This is a genomic window from Azospirillum sp. A1-3, from assembly GCF_023806445.1.
Taxonomy (GTDB): domain Bacteria; phylum Pseudomonadota; class Alphaproteobacteria; order Azospirillales; family Azospirillaceae; genus Azospirillum.
Genome location: NZ_JAMSLU010000003.1, coordinates 266,991 through 290,000, shown reverse-complemented (window position 1 = coordinate 290,000; position 23,010 = coordinate 266,991). Strand labels below are relative to the sequence as shown.

Below are 23,010 nucleotides of genomic sequence, written 5' to 3'. Positions count from 1 at the left end.
CTACCGCGCGAACACCCGGGCCCGGTCGATGTGAACGGCACAGCGGTCGCCGGCAACGATGCCGAGCGTGGCGAGGCGCTCGCGGTCCATCTCGGCTTCCAGCGCCAGACCGGCGAGGTCGATGTCGATGCGGGCGTCGGGGCCGACGACATGGATGCCGGAAATGCGCGCCGGACCGCCTGCGGCCGGTGTGATACCGAGATCGTGCGGGCGGACATAGGCCACCGCCGGCCCCTGCACCCCGCCTTCGGTCGCGATGGCGAGCGCGCCGCCGCCGACGCGGGCGATACCGCCGTCCACCGTGCAGTCGAGCCGGTTCACCTGTCCGAGGAACTCGTAGACGAAAGCGGAAGCCGGGTGATCGTAGACCTCCGCCGGGGTTCCGATCTGCTCGATCCGGCCCTGGTTCATCACCACCACGCGGTCGGCAAGTTCAAGCGCCTCCTCCTGGTCGTGGGTGACGAAGACGGAGGTGACGTGGATGTCGTCGTGCAGCTTGCGCAGCCAGCGCCGCAACTCCTTGCGGACCTTGGCGTCGAGCGCGCCAAAGGGTTCGTCGAGCAGCAGCACCTTCGGTTCGATGGCGAGCGCACGGGCGAGCGCGACGCGCTGGCGCTGGCCACCCGACAGCTGCGCCGGATAACGGCCGGCGAAGGGCGACAACTGCACCAGATCCAGCAGTTCGGTCACCCGCCGCCGGATTTCGGCGGAGCTTGGGCGCTGGCCGCGCGGTCGAACCTTCAGGCCGAAGGCGACGTTGTCGAACACGGTCATGTGGCGGAACAGGGCGTAATGCTGAAAGACGAAGCCGACCTGCCGGTCGCGAGGCTTCAGCCCCAGCGCCTCCTCCCCATTCAGCAGCAGGCCGCCGGCGTCGGGGCTTTCGAGCCCGGCCATGATGCGCAGCAGCGTGGTCTTGCCCGAGCCGGAGGGGCCGAGCAGGGCCAGAAGCTCTCCCGACCTCACCTCCAGATCGACGGAGTCGAGCGCGGTGAAATCGTTGAAGCGCTTGGTGATGCCTGAAACCTGGATCGCCATGGATTGCGTTTCCTCTGCCTGCCGGCGATCAGTGCCGGGTCGCCGCCAGCTCGTCCCCGAAGCGCCACTCCAGCGCGGTCTTCACGACCAGCGTGACCAGCGCCAGCATGGCCAGGAGCGAGGCGACCGCGAAGGCGGCGACAAAGTTGTATTCGTTGTAGAGAATCTCGACATGCAGCGGCATCGTGTTGGTCTCACCCCGGATATGGCCGGAGACGACCGACACCGCGCCGAACTCGCCCATCGCGCGGGCGTTGCACAGCAGCACGCCGTAGAGCAGGCCCCATTTGATGTTGGGAATGGTCACCCGCCAGAAGGTCTGCCAGCCGGACGCGCCCAGCACCAGCGCGGCCTCCTCCTCGTCGGAGCCCTGTTCCTGCATCAACGGGATCAGTTCGCGCGCCACGAAGGGGAAGGTGACGAAGATGGTGGCGAGCACCAGCCCCGGCACGGCGAAGATGATCTGGATGCCCATGTCGCGCAGATGGGCGCCGAACAGCCCGTTCAGGCCGAACAGCAAAACATAGATCAGGCCCGAGATCACCGGCGACACCGAGAATGGCAGGTCGATCAGCGTGATCAGCAGGTTCTTGCCGCGGAAATCGAACTTGGCGACGCACCAGGAGGCGGCGACGCCGAACAGCAGATTGGCCGGCACCGAGATGGCGGCGACGATCAGCGTCAGCTCGATGGCGGCGACCGCGTCCGGCTCGGTCAGCGCCACCCAATAGGCGTCGAAGCCGCGGCGCAGAGCCTCGGCGAAGACCGCCACCAGGGGCAGCAGCAGGAACAGCGCCAGGAACAGCAGGGCGCCAGCGATCAGGACGAAGCGGATCCAAGCCGGTTCGCTCAGGGCCGACTGCACCGGGGGAGCGGGGATGCTGGTGACCGTATCAGCGGGCATGGCGCGACCTCATCCACTGCTGGAGGAGATTGAGGATCAGAAGCATGACGAAGGATACGCCGAGCATTGCGGTGCCGACCGCGGCGGCGCCGGCATAATCGTACTGCTCCAGCTTGATGACGATCAGCAACGGCAGGATTTCCGTCAGGCCGGGCATGTTGCCGGCGATGAAGATGACGGAGCCGTATTCGCCGATGCCGCGGGCGAAGGACAGCGCGAAACCGGTCACCAGCGCCGGCAGAATGGCCGGCAGGATGACGCTGCCGAAGGTCTGCAGGCGCGACGCGCCGAGGGAGGCGGCGGCTTCCTCCTCCTCCGGCGGCAGATCCTGGAGGATCGGCTGCACGGTGCGGACGACGAAGGGAAGCCCGATGAAGGTGAGCGCGATGGCAATGCCGAGCGGGGTGAAGGCGACCTTCAGGCCGAACAGCTCGTCCAGCGGCCGACCGATCCAGCCATTCGGGGCGTAGAGTGCGCTGAGCGCGATGCCCGCCACCGCCGTCGGCAGGGCGAAGGGCAGATCGACCAGCGCATCCACCAGACGCTTGCCGGGAAAATCGTAACGGACCAGGACCCAGGCGACGAGAAAGCCGAAGACCGCATTGGTCAGCGCGGCGGCGAAGGACAGCCCGAAACTGACCTGGAAGGCGGCCAGCACGCGCGGGGTGGTCACCGCCGCCCAGAAACCGCTCCAGCCGAGGCCGCTGGATTTGACGATCAGCGCCGCGAGCGGCACCAGCACGATGAAACCGAGGTAGCTGAGCGTGAAGCCGAGCGTCAGTCCGAAGCCCGGAAGGACGCTGGGCTTCCGGAAGAGCGGCAGGGAAGCGCGGAGCGTCACAGCACTCTCCCGTCCGGTGGGGACGGCATCGCTGCTGGCGGCGACCATGGGTCAGCGCCCCTTCTGGAAGATCTGGTCGAAGACGCCGCCATCCGAGAAGTGCTTTTCCTGCGCAGCACGCCAGCCCCCGAACTGGTCGATGGTAACCAGCTTAACATCGGCAAAGCGTCCCGCATACTGGGTGGCCAGTTCCGGCGAACGCGGACGGTAGAAGTTCCTGGCCGCGATCTCCTGTCCTTCACGGGTGTAGAGGAACTGCAGGTATGCCTCGGCCACCTTGCGGGTTCCCTTGCGGTCGACGACCTTGTCCACGACGGCAACCGGCGGTTCGGCCAGGATCGACAGGCTGGGCGTCACGATCTCGAACTTGTCGGCGCCGAATTCCTGCAGCGAGAGGTGGGCCTCGTTCTCCCAGGCCAGCAGGACGTCGCCGATTCCGCGCTGGGTGAAGGTCACGGTGGCGCCGCGGGCGCCGCTGTCCAGCACCGGGACGTTCTTCAGCAACTGCGACACGAATTCCTTGGCCTTGGCCTCGTCGTTGCCGTTGGCCTGCATGGCATAGGCCCAGGCGGCCAGATAGTTCCAGCGGGCGCCGCCCGAGGTTTTCGGGTTGGGGGTGATGACCTGGACGCCCGGCTTCACCAGATCGTTCCAGTCCTTGATCCCCTTCGGATTGCCCTTCTTCACCAGGAACACGATGGTCGAGGTATAGGGGGCGCTGTTGTTCGGCAGGCGACCCTGCCAGTCCTTCGCCAGGAGACCGGCGTCGGCGATGGCATCGATGTCGTAGCCGAGCGCCAGGGTCACGATGTCCGCGTCCAGCCCGTCGATGACCGAGCGGGCCTGCTTGCCCGATCCGCCATGCGACTGACGGACCGTCAGGTCACGTCCGGTCTCCGCATGCCATGCCTTGGCGAAGGCCTTGTTGAACTCGACATAGAATTCCCTGGTGGGATCGTAGGACACGTTCAGCAGCGTATCCTTGGAGTCCGCGACGGCTACACCAAACCAAGCCAGCGTCAGGCCGGCGGCGAGGAGAGTCAGGCGACGAAGCGACATGGCAAAGGCCTCCTTGGGTAGCTGCCGATTTTACCAATTCTCTTTCGTGGTATCCGCGGCGCTTTTTCTATTGGCTTCGTAGAGTTTGCATGCCGGCGGGATGCTTGGAAAGCAGTTTTTCGTGTCCGTCCGCGGGAAAACCGTGATTGGTCGTCAACCCGTTGGCATTACAGCGGAAAGTGCTCAAGCGGCTTCGTTCGGTATGGCACGGCCATCCCTCCACCGGACGGGGGATCATGATCGGAACCGGCAACTTTGCCGGTCTTGCCCTGTTGAGTACCGACAGATCGACATTGTCAGGAGCAAACACGATGGCTGGCCCTTTCCGGAAAGTGGGCACTGAACTCCCGAAGGCCGGCACCTCGCGGGGCATGGGTCGCCCCGCCATGTGGGGCATTCTGGGCATTCTTGCGGTTCTGGCCCTGCTGCTGCTGTTCTTCCCGACTTGGTAACGGTGGCCGGCGGCGATGCTGGTCTATGGCGATCAGGAGGTTTGCGAGGACCCGCGTCGCCGGATCGCGAGGCTGCGGTGCGGCCTTGCCGGCGGCGCCATGGCCGCTCCCGGTCCGGAGCGGCACGGCGCCCTGGTGACGCTATTCATCGAAGCCGCCGAACTGGCACAGGGCCTGGCCGATTGGGAATTCCACGCCGCAGGCATGGATGACCGCACGCCCGTGCAGGATGCGGCCATGGCCGTGGTGATGGAGCTTGCCGCCGGCGTCGCCGCATCCTGGCTGTTAGGCGGGCGGTCGGCCGATCCACCGGATACCGCCGATACTCTCGACGCGCTCGACCGGCTGTCCGCCCTGCCGCTGCCCGAGGCGGTCGGCATGCGCAGGGCCGAAGGCTATGCCTTCTACAGCCTCTACCCGGAAGCCTATCTGGAGGCGGCGGCGCGTCTGCCGCCGCGCTTTGCCGAATCGCCGGTGGTGATCGGACTGCGCAGCATCGGTACCGGGCTGGCGGCAATGGCGGCGGTTGCGCTGAAGGCGCCGCAGCCGGTGACGCTGCGACCGGTCGGCCATCCCTTCCGGCGGGAGCTGCGGCTGTCGGAGAGAGTGCGCGCCGCCTTGCTGGCGGATCCCGAGGCCGCCTATGTCATCGTGGACGAGGGGCCGGGGCTGTCGGGCAGTTCCTTTGGCGCCGTGGCCGACTGGCTGGAGGCGCAGGGGGTGGTGGCGAATCGGATCGCCTTCCTGCCCGGCCATGGCGGAGAACTTGGCCCGCAATCCTCCGACTGCCACCGGCGGCGATGGGCCGAAGCGGTGCGACCGGTGGTCGGCTTCGACGACCTGTTCCGGTCCATGGATAGGCCGTTCCCGCCGCTGGAGCGATGGTTCATGGACAGTCTCGGCCAGCCCGTCGCACCGCTGGAGGATCTGTCGGGAGGCGGGTGGCGGCGGCTGTACGGCAATTCCGACAGACTGCCGGCCAATCCGCAACAGGAGCGTCGCAAATTCCTGCTGCGCACCGCCACAGGATCATGGCTGCTGAAATTCGCCGGGCTGGGCAGTGCGGGGGAACAGGCGCTGGAGCGTGCCCGCGCCCTTCACGCCGTCGGCTTCACCGCGGAGCCGTCGACCCTGCGCCACGGCTTCCTTGCGGAACGCTGGCTGGAGAACGCATGCCCGCTGACGGAGGGGGCACCGGATGCCGTGGAGCGCCTCGCCGGCTATCTGGCCTTCCGCGCCGAACGATTCCCCGCTCCGTCCGGGCCGGGCGCCGCCCTGACGGAACTGCTGACCATGGCGCGCACCAACATCGGCGAAGCGTTGGGCGACGGCGCCGCAAAGGCGCTGGAATGCTGGACGGCCGACCGGCTGGCCGAACTGGAAGCGGGCCTGCGCCGGGTCGTCACCGACAATCGCCTGCACCGCTGGGAATGGCTGCGGCTGCCCGACGGACGCCTGATGAAAAGCGATGCGCTGGACCACTCAGCCGCCCATGACCTGATCGGCTGCCAGGACATCGCCTGGGACGTGGCCGGCGGCATCGTGGAGTTCGACCTGTCGGACCCGCAGGCCGAGGCGCTGAGCCGAGCCGTCGAAAGGGCGGTACCGCTCGATCGCAGGCTGCTGGCCTTCTGCATTCCCTGCTACATTGCCTTCCAGATCGGTTATTGGACCTTCGCCACCGGCAGCGACCCGTCCGCAGCCGACGAACGCCACCGGTACGAGGAGCGGTGGCTGCAAATCCGCTCGCCGTTCGAGGACGCGGGATGATGACGTTGACACCCGGGGGCGTCACTCCTATGGGTGGAAACGGATGCTGACCGAGTCCCGCCCGTCGAGGCGCCGCCGGCGGTCGTCGTGCCAACCGGGACCGTTCGAACGATGCATGCCTCCAACGTCCACGCCACCACGCTCACCGACCTGATCGCCCGGCTGCACGGTCCGGCCGGCACCGGGGAGGCCTTGAAGGCGATTTCGGAAAGCTGCGAAGCCGCGAGGGTGACAGGGCTGGGCGGCGATGCCGGGGCGATGGAGGCGCTGGACGCCGCGACCGCCAGCCTGGACCCGATCCTGCGGGAATCGGCCCTGGCTGCCGTGTCCGGCGACCTGCGGCGATACCTGCGCATCCTGGACATGCTGGACAATGTGCTGGATCTGGCGTCGCTGGAGGGGATCAACCAGATCTACTGGTCCATGCAGCGCCAGCTTTTCCTGATGCGCATGGACATGGCGTCCGTCCCCGATTTCGTCACGGAGCACCTGTTCGCCTTCTACGAGCGCTTCCTGCGGCAGATCGCGTTGCGTCTGCGGCTGAGCCCGGCGGCGAGGCAGGCGGGGATGCCCGATACCGGCCGGGTCGTCATCGTGACGAACCAGTTCCTGTCAGCCGAACACCAGCCGTCGCGCGACCTGCTGCTGCTGGCGGTGCGGTTGCAGCGCGACCTTGGCCGCACGGTTCTGGTGCTCAACACCAACATGATGCCGGACCGCTATTACAGCCCCTTCGTCCCGCCCTTCGCCGCCGCGCTGGAAGAGAGGCTGTCGGGGGAGCAGACGATCCGCTGCGGCGGCGAGCGGATCCGCATGCTGTCGTCCACCGCGCCCGGCCTCACCGCGGAAAAGCTGGGCGGTTTCCTGTCGGCGGTGGAGGCGTTCGATCCCGATCTGGCGATCGCCTTCGGCGGCTCGGTGATCGTCGCCGACCTGCTGGAATGCGCGCGTCCGCTGATGTGCATCCCGACGACCAGCGGGCGGATCGTTTCGCTTGCCGACATCGTGCTTGATTTCGGCGGCCATGCGCCGCCGGCCGGCCATGGGCGGCTCGCCCGGTCCTGGCGCCCGTCGCGCTTCGGCCTGTCGCTGCGCCGCACCGGGGATACCGCGACGCGCGCCGAATTCTCTCTGCCGGACTCGGCGTTCGTCTGTGTCGTGGTCGGCAACCGCCTGGATGCCGAGGCCGACGGCGCGTTCCTGGATCTGTTGGGGCGAATTCTGGACGCCGTGCCGCAGGCGCTGGTGCTGTTCGCCGGCGGGGTGGAGAGTTTGCCCGGACGGCTGGCCGTGGACGGGCATGCCGGGCAGCTGCGCAGCCTCGGCCATGTCGAGCGGATGGAGGCGCTGATGTCGGTCTGCGACCTGTTCGTCAATCCGCGCCGCACCGGCGGCGGAGCGGGGGCGGCGCAGGCGATGGCGGGCGGCGTGCCGGTGCTGTCCTTCGACGGCGGCGACGTCGCCAGCGTGGCCGGCCCCTCCTTCCTGGTCGCCGATGATGCGGCCTTCGTCGCCCGTGCCGCCGCCCTGGCCGGCGATCCGGCGCTGCTGGAAGAAGCGCGGCAGCAGGCCCGCGCCCGCATCGCCGCGGTGGAGCGGGAGGGCGCCGACAACGCACAGCTTTCCGCCTACATGGCCGAGGCGGCCGGCCTGTTCGCGGCGCGGAGATAGCGCATGCGCTTCCTGCTTTGCGGACAGGGCACGTCGGAAATCCTGTGGTCGATCCATGCGGCCCTGGTCGATCTGGGACACGAGTCCGTGCTGGCGCTGCCCGACATCTCGCAGGAGGTGATCGACCGCCGCATCGACGTCCTGTTCGTGCTGAACCTGTTCGAGATTCCCAGGCCGACGGTGGAGATGCTGCGCGCCTACATCGCGCAGTTCGGCGGCCAGCCGGGCAAGGGGCCAGCCGTCGTCCATATCTGCCTGAAGCACCCGCTGGAGGAGATCGGCGCCGGCACGGCGGAGGAGATCCGCGAGGCCGACCGCTGGATGGCCGACAACGACGTGTCCATGTGGTGCATGTGCCAGGGTTCGGCGGAGCAGGCCGTCCGCCTGGGGCTGAGCCGGGTCTTTTACCAGCCGCTGGGGGTTCATCGCTTGATCTGCACCGCTCCGGCAGCGGACGGGACGGTTGACCTGTACAAGCGCTGGATGGCGCAGGACACGCCCGGCCTGCGGCGTCACCCCTATGCCGCGATGAAGGGTCACTCAGATGCCGGGGCCGACACCGAAGCGAAGGTGAGCGACCGCTTCCTCTATCTGGGGCAGGGTTGGCCGGAGCATCTGGAGTCCGGACGCGACCCGGTTTCCCCGGCGATCCGGCGCGATGCCGAGGCGGTGGCCGTGGCGATGATGGAACGGCCGATGCTGCACCGGCTGCAGGCCATGGATAGCTGCGGGTTGACCGACCGGTCGGCGGATCCGGCCTGGACCCTGGAGTTCAACCGGACCTTCACCATCGCCTTCGCGGTGGAGAACCGGCGCCGCTTCGCCAGCGCCCTGCGCCGTGGATTCGGCGACGGATTCTCGCTGTGGGGCAATGGTTGGGAGCGGTTCGGCATCAAAGCCGATCCGGTGTCGGCGGCACCGCGCAACGCCTACCCCACCGCAGCGGCCTGCCTGGATTTCGGCAGTCTCGCCTACGACACGGCGATCTTTCCGAGGACGCTGGAGATCATCAAACGGAACGGGCTGCTGGTGAGCTGGCGCCACGCCGACACCGCCCTGCTGTTCGGTCCATATGAGGATGAGCTGACCTTCACCGGCGAGGACGACGCCGTGCGCCTCCTCTCCGCATTGGCCGGCGACGCCGACCGCCGCGCGAGGCTGCGGTCGGCGTATCTGGAGCATTGCTTCGACGCCCTGGCATTGACCGCCATCCTGCCGCGGGTGATTGGACGCACCTGCAACTGACCGGGCCTATCCCCGCTTTCGCCGCTGCGCCTTGCGGACGATCGCCTCGATGCAGTCGAGCACGCGGACCGCGTTGGCGAGGCGCCCATCGGCGTCCGGCGCCTCCAGCGCGGCGGACAGCCGGTCGTCCTGGGCGCGCAGGAAGCCCTTGGAGCGTTTCGCCAGCGTCGCCGCCTTGGCTGCGGCGCGCTCGCCCCGCAGAGTGACGGCGACGCCCGCCGGGCCGCAGCCGAGCGACGCGACGCCCAATGCCCGGCAACGGCAACGCAGGTCGGCGATGGCCAGCAGCCGCTCCACCGGGTCCGGCAGCGGGCCGAAGCGGTCCTCCATCTCCTCGCGCAGGGCGTCCAGTTCGCCCGCCTCGCGGGTGCGGGCGATGCGGCGGTGCAGGCCGATGCGCAGCTCCTCCTCCGGGATGTAGGCGGAGGGGATGCAATGCGGCATCGCGACCGTCACCTCCGGGTCCCAGCGATCGTCGGGCTGGCGGCGCAGCGTCCGCAGGGCGTCGGCCAGGATGCGCTGGTAGAGTTCGGTCCCCACCGCACGCAGGTGGCCGCTCTGATCCTCACCCAGCAGGTCGCCCGCCCCACGCTGGTCGAGGTCGAGCATGCTCAGGACGAAGCCGCCGCCCAGGCTTTCGATCACCTCCAGCGAGCCGAGCCGGCGGGCCGCCCGCTCCTCCAGCGGGTGGTCGGGATCGGTCAGCAGATAGGCATAGCCCTGAACCGCACCCCGCCCGACCCGGCCGCGCAGCTGGTGCAGCTGGCCCAGCCCGAACAGGTCGGGACGGAACAGCAGCAGCGTGTTGGCGCGCGGGATGTCGATGCCGGATTCGACGATCGGCGTCGCCAGCAGAATGTCGCTCTCGCCGTCGACGAAGCCCATCACCGCATCGTCCAGCGCCGCCGCACCCAGCCGGCCATGCGCCACCGCGATGCGGGCCGACGGCGCCAGTTCGCGGAGCCATGCCTCCAGCTCGCCGAGGTCGGCGATGCGCGGAGCGACGCAGAAGGCCTGCCCGCCGCGCCCCAGTTCACGCAGCAGGGCGGCGCGGGCGGTGGCCGGGTCGCGCGGTGTCACGGCGGTGCGCACCGGCCGCCGGCGGGCCGGCGGGGTGTCGATGATGCTGAGCCCGCGCAGGCCTGCCAAGGCGCCCTGCAGGGTGCGCGGGATCGGCGTGGCGCTGAGCGCCAGGCTGTGGACGCCCTTGGTCCGCTGCTTCAGCGTCTGCTTCTGGGCGGCACCGAAGCGCTGTTCCTCATCCACCACCATCAGGCCGAGCCGGCCGAACCGGACGTCCTTGGACAGCAGCGCATGGGTGCCGATGACGATGTCGACCGACCCGTCGGCCAGCCCGGCGCGCACCCGGTCGGCTTCGGCCTTCGTCATGGCGCCGGTCAACGGCTCCACCGTCACGCCGAAGCCGGCGAAGCGGCGGCGGAACACGTCCAGATGCTGGCGGGCGAGGACGGAGGTCGGGGCCATCACCGCCACCTGATGGCCGGCAAAGGCCACCGCCGCCGCCGCGCGCAACGCCACCTCAGTCTTGCCGTACCCGACATCGGCGCAGACCAGATGGTCCATCGGGTGACCCTGCCGCATGGCGTCGAGCACAGCCTGGACGGCGCGCCGCTGCCCCTCGGTGGGGTCGAAGCCGAAACGGGCGCCGAAGCGGCGCATGCGGTCGGCCGGCGGGTCGATGACCGGAGCCACTTCGCGGGCGCGGCGGCGGGCCTCGCGCAGGATGCCCTTGGCGGTCTCGGCGATCTCCGTTTCCAGCACGGCGCGGCGTTCCAGCCAGTGAGCGTTCTTCAGGCTGTCGAGCTTGGCGCCGGTGTCGGCGGAGCCATGGCGCCACAGCCGGTCGAAGTCGGCGGTCGGCACCAGCAGCCGGTCGTCATGGGCGTAATCCAGCACCAGGAAATCGGCGGCCGAGCCCTCGCCGTCGCCATCGGCGGAGGCGATGGTTTCCAGCCCGATCAGCCGGCCGATGCCATAGTCGAGATGCACGACGAAGTCGCCGGTCGCCAGTTCCGACGGGGCCAGCGGCGGCCGGGTCGCCGTCGCGCCACCGCGATCCTCGCCATGGCGCGGCGCCACCAGCACCGTCATGCCGTCGCAGACGAAGCCATCGGCCGTTCGCAACGGCAGCACGGCACACTCGCCCGCCGCCAAGGGCGGGTCGGGCCAGCGGTCCAGACGCGGAACCGGACGCCCCAACACCGAAGAGGCGCGCTCCGCCAATCTGTCGGCCTCGCCGGAACCCGTGCCGGATCGGGCGGCGAGCAGCACGGCCCTGCCCTCGCCGGCCAAGGCTGCAGCGCGCCGCAGCAGCGTGCGCTCGGTTCGCGCTGCTTCCACGGCATGGCCTGCCGTCATGTCCACCGGCAGCACGGAGCGGGCGGAAAGTTTTTCTTCCAGGGCATCGGCGTCAATCAGCCGGCGTTCGAGCGCCGGGATCGGCAGCAGACAGGGATCGTCACGGCGGATGCGCCGGTCCAGCCCGGCTTCTGCCAGATCGTCGGCCCTCGCCTCGATGCGGTCGCGCGCGCCGGCATCCAGCACGATCAGCGCATCCGGCAGCAGATCCAGCAGCAGCGGACAGTTGTCGAAAACGTTGGGAAGCTGGAGGTCGAAGCCGTAGGGTCGCCGGCCTTCCTCCAGTTGCCGCCGCAGTTCGCCCGGCAGAGCCGATCCCAGACCGGCGAGGCTGGCGGCCAGCCTGTCGAGCATCTCGGGCCCGACGATCAGGTCGGTGACCGGGCTCAGCGTAAGATCGTCGATCGATTCAACCGACCGCTGGGACACCGGGTCGTAGAGGCGCAGGTCACGCACGATGCCATCGGCGATGTCGCAGCGGATCGGGCGGTCGCAGTCGCCAGGGAAGACCTCCACCACCGCACCGCGGATCGCCACCTCGCCGGGCTCGTCCACCCGGTCGTCCAGCACATAGCCGGTGCGGGCGAACCAGCCGCGCCACGCCGTCTCGTCATAGGCCATGCCCCGCGTCAGGCAGAAGCGTCCGCCCGCCCAAGCCTGTGGCGGCGGCAAGCGTTGCAGTGCCAGATCGGCCGAAGCCACCACCAGTCGCCCGGACGCTGGAGCTTCCCCTTCCGCCAGTCGCATCAGGCCGGCGGCACGGCGGCCCAGCACGGCCCGCGATGGCGCGGCACGGTCACCGGCGGCGGTTTCGTCGATCGGGAGCAGGACGGTGTCAAGATCGGGGAACAGGTCACCCACCAACCGCGCCAGCCGGGTGGCGCGCGCGTCGCTGCGGGCGAGCAGCAGGACACCGCCGGGCCGGCGGGCGAGCGCGGCCAGCCGAATGGCCAGCTCGCCTTCGCTCTGCACGGATAATGTGGCGGGAGACGACGCCGGAACTGGGGGCGGCGTGTCGGGCGACGGGTCGGCGACGGGGACTCCGTCAAGCATGATGGGCGTACATGGTAGGCAGGCTCCGGTTTATGGCTCCGCGCACCCCTCGGGAGGAGGGACGGCGGGGCTGCGGAGGTTCAACACCGCCGGGTCCCCCGCGGTTGCCTACCCTTCAGTCTAGCGGAACTTTCCGGTTCAGTGCAGCACCAGCCAGCCGACCAGAACCGCCAGAAAGGCACCGGCCGTCGACCCCAGCACGGTCAGCAGCGGCGACCAGCCCGCTCCGCCCGTCATTTCCGCCGATGCGCTGTCCAGGCCGCGCAGGCTCTGGTCCATCCGCATCAGGAACACTTCCAGCCCGCTGACCCGCTCCGTCAGTTCGCGCAAGGACCCGGCCAGGGAATCGGTTCGCTCGCCCTGGGCCTTTTCCAGACGGGAGGCGTCGGCGCGCAGGGCCGTCACCCCCTCGCCCGCATCGCGCAGCAGGCGGCCGATGGCCTGCTGGGCGGCGGCAAGCTGGCGCTGGTCGCGGCGGACCGCGTCGATCCGCTCGCCGATGCGCTGCAGATGCGGCGCCAGCAGCCGGTCGAGCCGCTGGTCCTCCGGGTTCGGCTGGGCGAAGGTCGCGGTCTCGCCGGTGGAGGGCGAGCACACCACCGCTACCACCCGCGAGGGGTCCGCCCCCTCCGGCAAGGTCACCTCCGCCTCGAAGGCATGGGCACCGTCGCCGATGCCGCCGCCGGCCAGATCGGGCCGCGGCCGGTCGGCCGTCACCCGCGCCAGCGTTTCCGGCGGACCGCCGTCCCGCTCCAGCCGCAGTTCGACCTCCAGCCGGTCGGCCGGATGGTTGCCGTCCCAGGCCCAGCCGAACACCCGGCCACCCTGCAGGGCGTCGATGTGGCCGACGATGGCCGCCGCTTGAGGTGCGTCGATGGGATCGGCCACGGGGGTGGTCTCGCGAAGCTCGACGATCTTGGCGGTGGCGGACATGGGACCGGCTTCCGGTTGTTGGGCTGGAGAGTGCGTTTTCGCTTACGCCGCCTTGCGGTCGGTGGCGCGGCGCAGGGTGTGGCTGGGCATGCGGTGGGGGACGTAGTTCTCGTCCAAGAACTCCCGCATGTCGCGATAGCGCTGGTAGTAGGTGCGGTTGAACTTCTCGAACAGGCTCTGGTCCCAATATTCTTCGAGGACGAAGGGCTTGTCCGAATAGACGTTGTAGCAGGGGATCGCGAAGGTCTCCGCGAACTCCGCCGTTCGGCTGTCATAGCTGAAGTAGACCGACGGCGTGGCGTTCGACAGCGCCATCAGGTTGCCGTGCAGGCGATAGCCCAGCACGAGATCCTTCGACCTCACAAGGTTCTCATAGTCGGCGACGACGTCCGAATACCACAGGCGCTCGCGGTACAGCGCGTCCATCTCGTCATCGAAATACCATTGCTTCAGCCAGGCGCTGTCATGCAGGTGCGTCCAGGCCTCCGCCTTCTGCTCCTCGGTGCCCCACAGCAGCTTCTTCTCTTCCACCTCTCCCTGCATCATCAGGACGGTGTCAAAGCGGCTGGAAATGTCCTTTACGAAGTCGCGGTGGCGTTCCAGATACTTGCGGACGTCCGGTGAATAATGCTTGGAGACCTCGCGGCGCATGGTGATGCCGACCTTGCGCACGCTGTCGAGCGCCGGCAGGTCGATGCGCAGTTCCGGGTCGCGGTTGCGGAAGGCGGTCGGGCAGCCGACAATGCGGGTGTTCTTGATGCCCAGGTCCCACAGCACTTCGGCGGTGTAGGTGCCGCGCACGCCCAGCGTCGTCGATTTGTCGGCGATCATCCGCCAGATGCGCTTGCTTTCCTCGGTCAGCGTCAGCTTGCCGGTGGCCGGCGCCTGGGCGCCGACGCCAAAGGCGATGACGGGAATGCGCAGCTTCGCCAGCACCTGGATGGTCGCCGCCGGCCAGTCCATCGAATCATGGATGTAGTTGCTGCCGCGCAGGAAGACGTAGTCGTATTCCGCATTGATCCGGTCGACGACCTCCTGCCGGAACTCGCGGATCTCCAGAACATCCAGCTTGTCGTAGGTCAGCAGCTTCAACGAGGAGTCGAAGACGAACGCGTCACCGATGTTGTGATAGTGGTCGATGCTGCGCTGAATGTCCTGGTAGCTGTACCAACGCACGCAGTCGTGATCGTAGACTTCGCCCGACGGAATCATGACGAGGATGTTGGCCACGGCGGCTCTCCCTGGGTTGGGCGACAATAGGGGCGGATATTGCCCGGATTACCGCCGGGCTAAATCGAATCTTCACACTGGACCTATGCTAGAGGTCCTGTGATTTTCGATCCAACATTACCAATATGTTCGGCGACATGCGGAATGAAATCTTCCTGATATTCGAAAATATCACAGCGCATTCCAACATTCCCTTATCACGACCGCTGCGCCACCGCCCGCTCCGGCATCGAGGGCGCCGCGCCGCCGGCGGCCAGCAACGCGTCGAACACTTCAGAGTGCTGGCGCGCGCATTCGGCGCGGTCGATGGGGCGACGGATGCGCAGGCGCAAGCGGTCCCACAGGTCCGGCGAGGTCAGCGCCTCCGTCATCCGGTCCACCAGATCCTCGACGCTGCCGTTGCGGAAATGCAGGCCGTCGACGCCGTGGGTCACCTTCTCCGCCATGCCGCCGATGTTGCTGGCGATGATCGGGCGGCCGTGCAGGAAGGCCTCCTGGATGACGACGGGGGAGTTCTCCCACCAGATCGACGGGATGATCATCCAATCGACGTCCTTCATCAGGCCCGGCAGTTCGGCCGAGCGGTAGCTGCCGTAGAAGCGCACCCGGTCGCCGGCCTTCTCCACCGCGTCGTTGAAGCGCTTCTGATAGGCCTCCGGCTGGCGTTCCAGGTTGCCGCCGAAGATCATCAGCGCGCCGTCCTCGCCCCAGGCCTTGTCGGAGATGCGCGACACCGCCTCCACCAGCAGGTGGGCGCCCTTGAACTCGGTCAGCTGGCCGAAGAAGGCGAAGCGGTTGCGTTTGCCGGCGCGGGTGACCGGACGCGGCGGAGCGATGCCCTCGATGGTCAGGCCGTTCTCGATCATGCGGAACTTCTCGCGCGGCAGCCCCCAGTCGACATAGCGGTCGATCAGGAAGTTCGACGGGCTGATGTAGAAGTCCGCCTGTTCGAGGAAGGTCTTCAGGAACAGCTCGCGCTTGAAGAACTCCGCCTCGCCGATGTGGGGAAAGCAGCCGGCGCAGTCGGCCGGGCTGGCGCGATAGCACAGCGCGTTGCGGCTAGTCTTCACCATCTGGCCATGATGGTGGCAGATCGACAGGTACTCATGCAGCGTCACCACGATGGGCACGCGCGGCAGCGCCTGACGCACTGCCTGGATGGTCTCGATCCCCAGCCCGAGGAAATGGTGGAAGTTCACCACATCCGGCTGGAGGTCGCGGACATAGCGGACGAAGTCCTTCTCCAGCCCCGGCAGATTGCGGTTGGACAGGCGGAAATGGTCGTAGTCGTTGGCGTAGTAAAGCACCTCCCGCTCCTTCTGGCGCAGAGCCATCAGGGCGGAGCCGCGATGCTGGGCGATGGGCGGCGCCACGCGGGCGAGATAATGGCTTTCCCAGCCCGGCAGGTCGTGCAGGCCGTTGTGCAGGTTGTAGGAGGCGACCTCACCCCCGCCCAGCGAGAAGGAGGGGTGGCCATGGCTGATGATCAGCGCGCGCTTGGTCTTGCTCATCGGGTGACCGTCTGTCCTAAGCGGGGGTGGTGAGGTGGTTGTGTCGCTTGCCCCCACCCCGACCCTCCCCCGCTGGGCGGGGGGGGGTTTAGTGCAAGGGCGGCGGAGTTCCCTCCCCTGCGAAGCGGGGGAGGGTTAGGGTGGGGGCAATAACTCAGGCCGCGATCGACGCCTTCCAGCGCTCGGCAAAGCTCCATTCGTCGACCAGTACGCTCATGCGCTCCAGCCGGGGGTCGCGGGCGTGGCGGGGCTGTTCGTCTACCGCCACCAGTCGGACCTTCGGCAGCCACAGGCAAGAGCCGCCGGCCGCCCGAACCCGCAGGCACAGGTCCAGTCCCTTCGGCTCCGAGCCGAGATAGCGGCCGCCATCGGCCATCGCCCGCACCAGCAGTTCGCGCGGCAGCAGTGCGCAGTCGGCCGAGGCGGCATCGACCGCCGACGCCTCCTGCTCCTTCAACCAGTCGCGCGGGTAGCCGGCGAAGCGGCGCTCGTAGGTGACCACACCGCCCGGCCCGTCCACCGCGACGATGCCGGCGAAGCGGACCGAATGATCCTCGTACAGCAGGGTCGGGCTGGCCATCACCTGCGCCAGCGCGGCGGAGCCCACGGCGTTCGGCTTGCGGATCGCACGCTCCAGCGCCGACAGCCAGCCGCGCTCGGTCGGCAGAACCGACGGGGAGAGCAGCAGGACGCGGTCGGCGCGGACATGCGGCAGGGCCGCCGCGACCGCCTCGAACGGGTCGGCGGCGGTGGGAGCCGCAACGAAGCCGACCGAAAGTCGATAGAAGCCGGCAGCCTGCCGGACCATGCCGGCCAGACGTTCATGCGTGCCGGCACCGGCCACCACCAGAATCTCCGCCTCGGCGAAGTCCGAGTCATTCGCCATGCGTGCAAGGTTCAGGTCGACGTCCTCACGCCCGTCGCAGACCGGCAGAATCACCGAAACGCGCGGGCTCTTCAGCGCGCGGCCCATCGGGTGCAGGACGGAGGAGGGAGCCGGCTGGCCGGACGCCGCGGTGCGCAACATCGGCCCGAGATGGTTGGCGATGACGCGGTCGATGGACGGGCTGTCGGGATTGACCGCCCCCAGCATGCGGCGTAGCGCATCGCCGGTCGGTGACTGGCAGGGCAGCGGCAGAAAAGCGATACCGTCGGCCAGCGTCAGTTCCAAGTGGAACTCGGCGTCGGCGGCGATGCCGGCCGGCTCGCGGGCGAAGGCGGTGAAGCCGTGGGCGTCATCGCCCGGAATCAGGCGGCCGGCGAACAGCGCATCGTGGGCGAAGGCATCGGACACGTCCTTGCGGGACAGCCGCGACCAGTCGGTGTCCAGCCGCGCCCTCATGCCGGCGCCCCTCACCGTCACCGCGCGGACAGCCTGTGAAGGGTCGAGCAGCCAGCCGCAGACGAACAGCCCGGCGCCCGGAACGCGCACCGCCATGTCCAGCCCCATGCGCACTGGCGCCTGGATCTGCGACACCGTCTCCACCCCATTGTAACGGGCGGCGATGGCGGCGGCGACACCGCGGCGGGCGGCATCTCCCTGCAACTGGCCCAGCATGTCGCGGGCATGGGCGGAGGCGACGCCGTCGGCCAGCAACTGCCGGTGCTCGAAGATCGCGAGATGGCGCCAGCCGTCGGCGGCGCGGAAATGGATGCGGCGAATGGTGTCCGGCGCGGCGACCGGGCCTTCCAGAACGGTCAGCAGGCCGGAGGCATCGTCGGGCAGGTCGGGACGGTGGAAGGGTGCGGCGGCACTGGCATGGGAACGCAGATCGTCGGCCTCGACCAGCACAGGAGCGGCGCCGGCCGGAAAGCCGTGCGACCAGCCCTGCACCATCAGCGCACCGTCGCGGAAGCGTCCCAGCACCTCGGCGAAGCCGTCGGGACGGGAGGCCTCCTGCGCCAGACCGGACAGCAGGCGGGTGCGGCGGTCGCCGTCCCCCGCCTCGCCCTCGCCCATCTCCGGGCCGGAGAGCAGGGTCACGGCGACGTCCAGCGCCACGCCGAGCGACTGCGGCTGCACCTCGCGCAATGCCGCGACCAGATGGGCCGGATTGGTGCGGACGTTGGACAGGCGCGGCAGCAGCAGGTGCTTGCCTTGGGCGTCCTCGATCTCGATGCGGGACGGGCGCATGTGGGACAGTCCGGTGACACGGATGGCGCCCAGGAACCAGCGCTCCCCCGCCCCGTCGGTCCAGCAGCCGCCACGGAAACGCCCGTCGATCATGCCGTCCAGCATCACGACGCTGTCGGCCGGCAGGGGCTGGTCGATGGCGCCGAACAGCATCAGCGTGTCCTCGTCCAAGAGGACGGCGGCGGTGATGTCGGCCTTGGTGCTGCGGTCCTTCATCGGGTGCGATTCCCCTGGATAAGAGCGGCGGGTGCTGGTGACAGAAGTTCGCCGTAAAGCGCGAGGTGGAGCGACGCGGCCTCCTCCGTCTGGCGGACGGCCGGGATGTTGGCCGACAGCCGTTCCCACAGATCGGGTTCGGTCATCGCGCGGGTCATGACGCGGGCGAGATCGGCAGGGTCGTTGGGGCGGACATGCAGGCCGTCGACGCCGTCGCGCACAGCCTCCGCCATGCCGCCGATGCCGCTGACGATCACCGGGCGGCGGTGCTGGAAGGCCTCCTGGATCACAAGCGGCGCGTTCTCCCACCAGATCGACGGCATCACCACCCAGTCGGCGGCAGCCATCAGCGACGGCATCTCCTGCGGCCGGTAGGGACCGTGAGCGGTGGCGAGGCCGCGCGTTGCCTCGAAGCCGTCGGCCACGCGCTGGCGGAACTCCGGCGCCTGATACAGGCTGCCGCCATGGACGGCGAGCGACGGGGAAAGGCCCTGCCGCGCCATGCGGGCGACGGCGTCGAGCGCCACGGTGACACCCTTGAACGGGTTCAAATTGCCGAAATAGGCGAAGGCGTCGCGCGCCGCACCGGGGGCGAGGTCGCGGGCCGGAGTTGGCTCAACGGCCGGGCGGCTGTTCGCCATCACCTCGATCCGGGCGGGGTCGAGACCCCAAGCGACATAGCGGTCGCGCAGGAAACGGCTGGGCGCCAGGAAGCGGTCGACAAGCCCGAACATCGCCTTGATGTGCTTCTCGCGCAGCAGGAACTGGTCGGCCGGCCGGTCGGGGAAGCAGCGGTGACAGGCATCCGGCGATGCCTTGCTGCAAAGCGCCCTCGTTTCACCGCTATTGCCACCCTCACCGCGCGGCGGGGTGACCATCTGGCCGTCATTGGCGCAGATCGGATAATAGTCGTGCAGGGTATAGACGATCTTCGCGTCCGGGCAGACGCGGCGGATCAGGAACAGCATCTCCACGCCCAGCAGCAGCGTGTGGTGCACATGCACGATGTCCGGCCGGAAGGCGCGCAGCAGGTTGGACAGGTCGGGGACCAGCCCATGCAGGTCGATCTGGCTTTGATGGAAATGGTCGAAGTGACCGGCCCACAGCAGCACCTCGTCGGCGCTGCGCCCCAGCGTCTGGAAGCCGGTGCCGGGACGCGGCGCGCGGTGGGTGTCGTTGGTGCAGGCCAGGAACAGGCACTCGGCCCCCGCCGCCTTCAGGCCGCCGAACAGCTCGTGCGCGAAGATCTCGGTGCCGCCGGGATGCAGGCTCGGGTGATTGTGCGCAATCAGCAGCACCCGCGGCGGCCGGGCAGCCACCAGCGGACGCGCCGGATGGCGCGGGGCGGGACCGGCCGCCGTTTGGTTGGCCGGGACCAATGGAAGGCGGCGGCGGCTCATGGCGCGGTCCCCTTCTCCAGAACCAGCAGGTCCTGGAAATTCTCGGCCTCGCGCTGGCCGCTCCAATGGCCGCGCATCACGGCGCGGGCGGGGCGCAGGCCATGGGCGGCGAAGCGGCCGAGCAGGAACTCCTCGTCATAGGCGACGGCGGCGTTGGGATGCTCGGGATCAGCCAGCAGCTCAACGCCCGGCGCATCGCGGAAAGGCGGGCGCGCGGTGCCCTTGGCGATGCCGGCGCGCGCGGTGGCGTCCGCCAGGAACAGGCTGAGGAAGCAGCGCCCGCCCGGCTTCAGCATCCGCGCGATCTCCGCCGCATAGCGCTCAGCGTCGGCCGTGCGCAGGTGGGTGATAACGGAGGTCAGGATGACGAAGTCGTAGGACGCCGCCTTGAAGGGCAGCGTCGCCGTTTCCCCCTCGATCCGGCCGTCGGGATTGTAGAGGCCGTTGGCGACATCGAGATGGTGGAAACGGAACTCCGGATAGGCCGGCGTGATGGTCGAGGCGCACCAACGGATGCCGTCCAGCACGATGTCGATGCCATCGTAGGACGAGTCCAGATACTGGGTCAGCGGCAGCGCCATGCGGCCGACGCCGCAGCCGATCTCCAGAACCTTGTGGTCGGGACGCAGGCCGCCCAGCCGGACGAAGTGGCGCAGGAACTCCGCCCCGATGGCGCGAAAATCACCGTCGCCGATGAAATGCAGCTCCGGCGGCGGCACCGGCAGGAAGCGGTTGCGCGCGATCTGGGCGCAGAGCCATTCCAGCCGCGGATCGGTCTGGCGGCGCAGGACGGCAAGCTGCGGGGTCGGTACGATCGCGTTCATCGGGTCACCTGTGCTGTCTTGCGGGTGCGGCTGGTGTTCGATGGCCGCACCTCGTCGTCGGCGTACCAGTCGCGCGCCATCAGCTCGGCCATACGGTCGGCCCAGCGGCGGCCATGGAGCCAGCGGTTGTATTCGGAGGCGACTCCGCGGGTGTAGCCCTGGTGCCGGCCGATGGAGCGGCGTTCCAGATGGTACAGCTCCACCGACGGGGCATAGCGGATGTCGAGACCCTGGTCGCGGATGCGCAGGCACAGGTCCGAATCCTCGAAGTCGCCGATGATGTAGTCTTCGCAGAAGCCGCCGGCGGCGCTGTAGGCGGCACGCGTGGTCAGCAGACAGGCGCCGGTGACGCCAGGAACCGAGCGCGGACGGCAGGCGGCGGCGAAGTCGCGCGGCAGGCCCTTGAAATAATGATGGTTGTACCAAGCGCCTTGCAGGTCGCGGTCGAAATAGAGGCCGGCATGCTGAAGGCTGTCGTCGTCGAACAGCAGCTTCGGCCCCACCGCGCCGATTCCCGGACGTTCCTCCAGCGCCGCGACCAACTGCGGCAGCCAGCCGGCGCGGTCGGGAACCACGTCGGAATTCAGGAACAGCAGACGGTTGCCGCGGGCGACCGCAACGCCCGCATTGTTGGCGGCGGAGTATCCGTAATTGGCGCTCTGCACCAGCAGCAGCATCGGCAGGCCATAGAGGCCATGGAAGCCGCGCAGCAGATGCACCACCTCGTCGCGCTGCTCCGGGCTGTCGAGCACGAAGATCAGTTCGGCCTCGGCCATATCCTGGTCGGTGGCGAAGCTGGATATCTGAAAACGCAGGAACTCCAGCGTGCGGTAGAGCGGAATAATGACCGACACCGCGGGCTTCGCCTTGCGCTCGCCAAAGACGACCAGCTCCGGCTCGCCGCGGGTGGCGAGATGGGCGGCGTGCAGCGGGACGACGGCCGGGCCGATGACGGTCTCCAGCAGGTCGGGCGTGGCGAAGCGCGGCGGCAGGCTGCCCAGCACGGCGGCGCGGGCGTCGGCATGGGCGCGTGGACGAGGCGGCGGGACGAGGCGCAGCGTACCGCCCGACGCCAGCCGAAGCTCCGCCGTCACCTGAAGCGCCTCCGCCGGTTCGGGCGTACCCGGCAGATGCAGGATGAAGCCGCTGCGGTCGATGCCGGTGCCGCCATAAAGCTTGGCGACATCCTCGCGCGGGAAGCGGTGGGCGAAGCGCTCCACCCGGCGTTCGCAGCCGAAGGGGGTGCGCACCACCAGCTCCGCCGCCAGCCCATGCGGATCATGTAGCCAGCCAGCCAGGAACAGCCCGCCGTCCGAGGTGGGAATCGCGAGGTCGAGCGAGGCGCCGATCGGCCGCTTGGCGTCGGCGGCCTGCCGGCGCGGCAGCGGGGCCAGCGCCTGCAGTTCGCTGACCGCCGATGCGGCGGACGCATCGCTGCGACCGCGTTGGGCGAGGCTGGTCAACAGATAATGGCGCAATGCGGCCGGCGTGTCGGGACGGGCGTTCAGCCGGTCGGTCAGGGTGGGCAGGCCGACCGGCTCCTCGGGGAAGCGGCGGCAGGCGACGCCGTTGGCGCCCAGCACCACCAGCAGGTTGCCCGGCGCGCACAGCCCACGGTCGATCAGCAGGTCGAAGGCGATGCGCCCTTTCCCCGCCGGATCGGCACCGATGCAGGCATCGAAGGGCGCCCGCGCCACCCCGTTCGGCGACAGCACGACCAGACCGCTGATGGCGCCGAAGCGACCGGACAGCGCGCCGGCACACAGCAGAAGGCCACCGCCCGCCGTTGCGCGGACCGCCAGATCGGCCGGCTCAGCCGCACGGTCGAGCACCAGCCGGCGGCACAATGCTGCGAAGGCGGCATCGCGGCGGAGGGCCGGAGTGGAGCAGGCGAAGTCGAACAGGAAGCGCAACACCCGCAGCCGGGCCGCACCGTCCAGACTGCCGAGCAGCCCGGTGGGGTCCAGATCGGCGGCGCCGGTTTCGGTGCGAAGCTCGGCGATCACGCGATTGTTGGCGATGAAATGGATGGGCATCCGCGGGTCACGCGGTGCCGGCAGGATCGACAAAACACGCCGCCCGCCCCAGCCGGTCTCGACGGTCAGCGTGGTGAAGGGCGGACGCACCGGCTCGCCGTCGACGCTCGGCGTGATCGGGCCGACCGGATCGTTCGCGCCGTCCGCCTTCCCGTCCATCGTCCAGGAGACGAGGAGGAAGCGGCGACCCAGCGACAGACGTTGGGCGGGGGCGATCGACACCGAATTCGGCAGGACGGCGATGACGGTCATGATTGGGATTCCGGCAGCGTCGATGGAATTGAAAGTCGTAGAGGCGGACTTCGGGCAAAGGG

The 23,010-nt window shown here is 68.8% G+C and carries 16 protein-coding genes; 4 read left to right on the top strand and 12 right to left on the bottom strand.

The features are described 5' to 3' along the window. The 4 genes from M5E06_RS19200 to M5E06_RS19185 are packed head-to-tail and all read right to left on the bottom strand — an operon-like array spanning nt 1 to nt 3,842. Entirely contained in the window at nt 1-1,038 is a 1,038-nt protein-coding gene (locus tag M5E06_RS19200) for a sulfate/molybdate ABC transporter ATP-binding protein (RefSeq protein WP_252139577.1), read from the bottom strand. 28 nt (nt 1,039-1,066) lie between these two features. Then, nucleotides 1,067-1,942, bottom strand: coding sequence for a sulfate ABC transporter permease subunit CysW (gene cysW / locus M5E06_RS19195; protein WP_252139576.1), 876 nt, complete (start codon nt 1,940-1,942; stop codon nt 1,067-1,069). Further along, the gene (gene cysT / locus M5E06_RS19190; protein ID WP_252139575.1) at nt 1,932-2,831 is read right to left on the bottom strand and encodes a sulfate ABC transporter permease subunit CysT; all 900 of its coding nucleotides are present in this window, start codon (nt 2,829-2,831) and stop codon (nt 1,932-1,934) included. The genes cysW and cysT overlap by 11 nt, the downstream gene beginning before the upstream one ends. Before the next feature lie 3 nt (nt 2,832-2,834). Further along, entirely contained in the window at nt 2,835-3,842 is a 1,008-nt protein-coding gene (locus M5E06_RS19185) for a sulfate ABC transporter substrate-binding protein (protein ID WP_252139574.1), read from the bottom strand. Between the two features lie 146 nt (nt 3,843-3,988). Here M5E06_RS19185 and M5E06_RS19180 point away from each other — a divergent pair, with 146 nt between their 5' ends. The 4 genes from M5E06_RS19180 (at nt 3,989) to M5E06_RS19165 (ending at nt 8,980) form a co-directional block, all read left to right on the top strand. Continuing rightward, a complete protein-coding gene (locus tag M5E06_RS19180) occupies nt 3,989-4,294 on the top strand; it encodes a hypothetical protein (RefSeq protein ID WP_252139573.1) in 306 nt (101 codons plus the stop codon). 15 nt (nt 4,295-4,309) lie between these two features. Beyond that, the gene (locus M5E06_RS19175) at nt 4,310-6,064 is read left to right on the top strand and encodes a hypothetical protein (protein ID WP_252139572.1); all 1,755 of its coding nucleotides are present in this window, start codon (nt 4,310-4,312) and stop codon (nt 6,062-6,064) included. A gap of 111 nt (nt 6,065-6,175) precedes the next feature. Next, nucleotides 6,176-7,735, top strand: coding sequence for a glycosyltransferase (locus M5E06_RS19170; RefSeq protein ID WP_252139571.1), 1,560 nt, complete (start codon nt 6,176-6,178; stop codon nt 7,733-7,735). 3 nt (nt 7,736-7,738) lie between these two features. After that, nucleotides 7,739-8,980: a glycosyltransferase family protein gene (locus tag M5E06_RS19165; RefSeq protein ID WP_252139570.1), complete on the top strand. Its 1,242-nt coding sequence runs from the start codon at nt 7,739-7,741 to the stop codon at nt 8,978-8,980. Between the two features lie 6 nt (nt 8,981-8,986). Here the strand turns inward: M5E06_RS19165 and M5E06_RS19160 are convergent, their stop codons facing one another. The 8 genes from M5E06_RS19160 to M5E06_RS19125 form a co-directional block, all read right to left on the bottom strand. Beyond that, the gene (locus tag M5E06_RS19160; protein ID WP_252139569.1) at nt 8,987-12,412 is read right to left on the bottom strand and encodes a DEAD/DEAH box helicase; all 3,426 of its coding nucleotides are present in this window, start codon (nt 12,410-12,412) and stop codon (nt 8,987-8,989) included. Between the two features lie 138 nt (nt 12,413-12,550). Further along, a complete protein-coding gene (locus M5E06_RS19155; RefSeq protein ID WP_252139568.1) occupies nt 12,551-13,345 on the bottom strand; it encodes a hypothetical protein in 795 nt (264 codons plus the stop codon). Nucleotides 13,346-13,387: 42 nt separating this feature from the next. Further along, nucleotides 13,388-14,575, bottom strand: coding sequence for a polysaccharide pyruvyl transferase family protein (locus tag M5E06_RS19150; protein ID WP_252139567.1), 1,188 nt, complete (start codon nt 14,573-14,575; stop codon nt 13,388-13,390). Nucleotides 14,576-14,772: 197 nt separating this feature from the next. Continuing rightward, nucleotides 14,773-16,086 carry a glycosyltransferase family 4 protein gene (locus tag M5E06_RS19145; RefSeq protein ID WP_109155312.1) on the bottom strand — a complete coding sequence of 438 codons (1,314 nt, stop codon included), beginning with the start codon at nt 16,084-16,086 and terminating at the stop codon, nt 14,773-14,775. A 154-nt stretch (nt 16,087-16,240) separates the two neighbouring features. Then, complete coding sequence (locus M5E06_RS19140; RefSeq protein WP_252139566.1) at nt 16,241-18,436, bottom strand: hypothetical protein; 2,196 nt, start codon at nt 18,434-18,436, stop codon at nt 16,241-16,243. Further along, nucleotides 18,433-19,836: a glycosyltransferase family 4 protein gene (locus M5E06_RS19135; RefSeq protein WP_252139565.1), complete on the bottom strand. Its 1,404-nt coding sequence runs from the start codon at nt 19,834-19,836 to the stop codon at nt 18,433-18,435. Before M5E06_RS19135 ends, M5E06_RS19140 begins: the two co-directional genes overlap by 4 nt. Continuing rightward, complete coding sequence (locus tag M5E06_RS19130; protein ID WP_252139564.1) at nt 19,833-20,660, bottom strand: class I SAM-dependent methyltransferase; 828 nt, start codon at nt 20,658-20,660, stop codon at nt 19,833-19,835. The genes M5E06_RS19135 and M5E06_RS19130 overlap by 4 nt, the downstream gene beginning before the upstream one ends. Continuing rightward, a complete protein-coding gene (locus tag M5E06_RS19125; protein WP_252139563.1) occupies nt 20,657-22,948 on the bottom strand; it encodes a glycosyltransferase in 2,292 nt (763 codons plus the stop codon). Before M5E06_RS19125 ends, M5E06_RS19130 begins: the two co-directional genes overlap by 4 nt. Between the last annotated feature and the right edge of the window lie 62 nt (nt 22,949-23,010).

Excerpts from the sequence above, each read along its gene's own strand:
- M5E06_RS19200 (WP_252139577.1), bottom strand. The coding sequence starts at position 1,038 with ATGGCGATCCAGGTTTCAGGCATCACCAAGCGCTTCAACGATTTCACC.
- cysW (WP_252139576.1), bottom strand. The coding sequence starts at position 1,942 with ATGCCCGCTGATACGGTCACCAGCATCCCCGCTCCCCCGGTGCAGTCG.
- cysT (WP_252139575.1), bottom strand. The coding sequence starts at position 2,831 with ATGGTCGCCGCCAGCAGCGATGCCGTCCCCACCGGACGGGAGAGTGCT.
- M5E06_RS19185 (WP_252139574.1), bottom strand. The coding sequence starts at position 3,842 with ATGTCGCTTCGTCGCCTGACTCTCCTCGCCGCCGGCCTGACGCTGGCT.
- M5E06_RS19175 (WP_252139572.1), top strand. The coding sequence starts at position 4,310 with ATGCTGGTCTATGGCGATCAGGAGGTTTGCGAGGACCCGCGTCGCCGG.
- M5E06_RS19170 (WP_252139571.1), top strand. The coding sequence starts at position 6,176 with ATGCATGCCTCCAACGTCCACGCCACCACGCTCACCGACCTGATCGCC.
- M5E06_RS19165 (WP_252139570.1), top strand. The coding sequence starts at position 7,739 with ATGCGCTTCCTGCTTTGCGGACAGGGCACGTCGGAAATCCTGTGGTCG.
- M5E06_RS19160 (WP_252139569.1), bottom strand. The coding sequence starts at position 12,412 with ATGCTTGACGGAGTCCCCGTCGCCGACCCGTCGCCCGACACGCCGCCC.
- M5E06_RS19155 (WP_252139568.1), bottom strand. The coding sequence starts at position 13,345 with ATGTCCGCCACCGCCAAGATCGTCGAGCTTCGCGAGACCACCCCCGTG.
- M5E06_RS19145 (WP_109155312.1), bottom strand. The coding sequence starts at position 16,086 with ATGAGCAAGACCAAGCGCGCGCTGATCATCAGCCATGGCCACCCCTCC.
- M5E06_RS19140 (WP_252139566.1), bottom strand. The coding sequence starts at position 18,436 with ATGAAGGACCGCAGCACCAAGGCCGACATCACCGCCGCCGTCCTCTTG.
- M5E06_RS19135 (WP_252139565.1), bottom strand. The coding sequence starts at position 19,836 with ATGAGCCGCCGCCGCCTTCCATTGGTCCCGGCCAACCAAACGGCGGCC.
- M5E06_RS19130 (WP_252139564.1), bottom strand. The coding sequence starts at position 20,660 with ATGAACGCGATCGTACCGACCCCGCAGCTTGCCGTCCTGCGCCGCCAG.
- M5E06_RS19125 (WP_252139563.1), bottom strand. The coding sequence starts at position 22,948 with ATGACCGTCATCGCCGTCCTGCCGAATTCGGTGTCGATCGCCCCCGCC.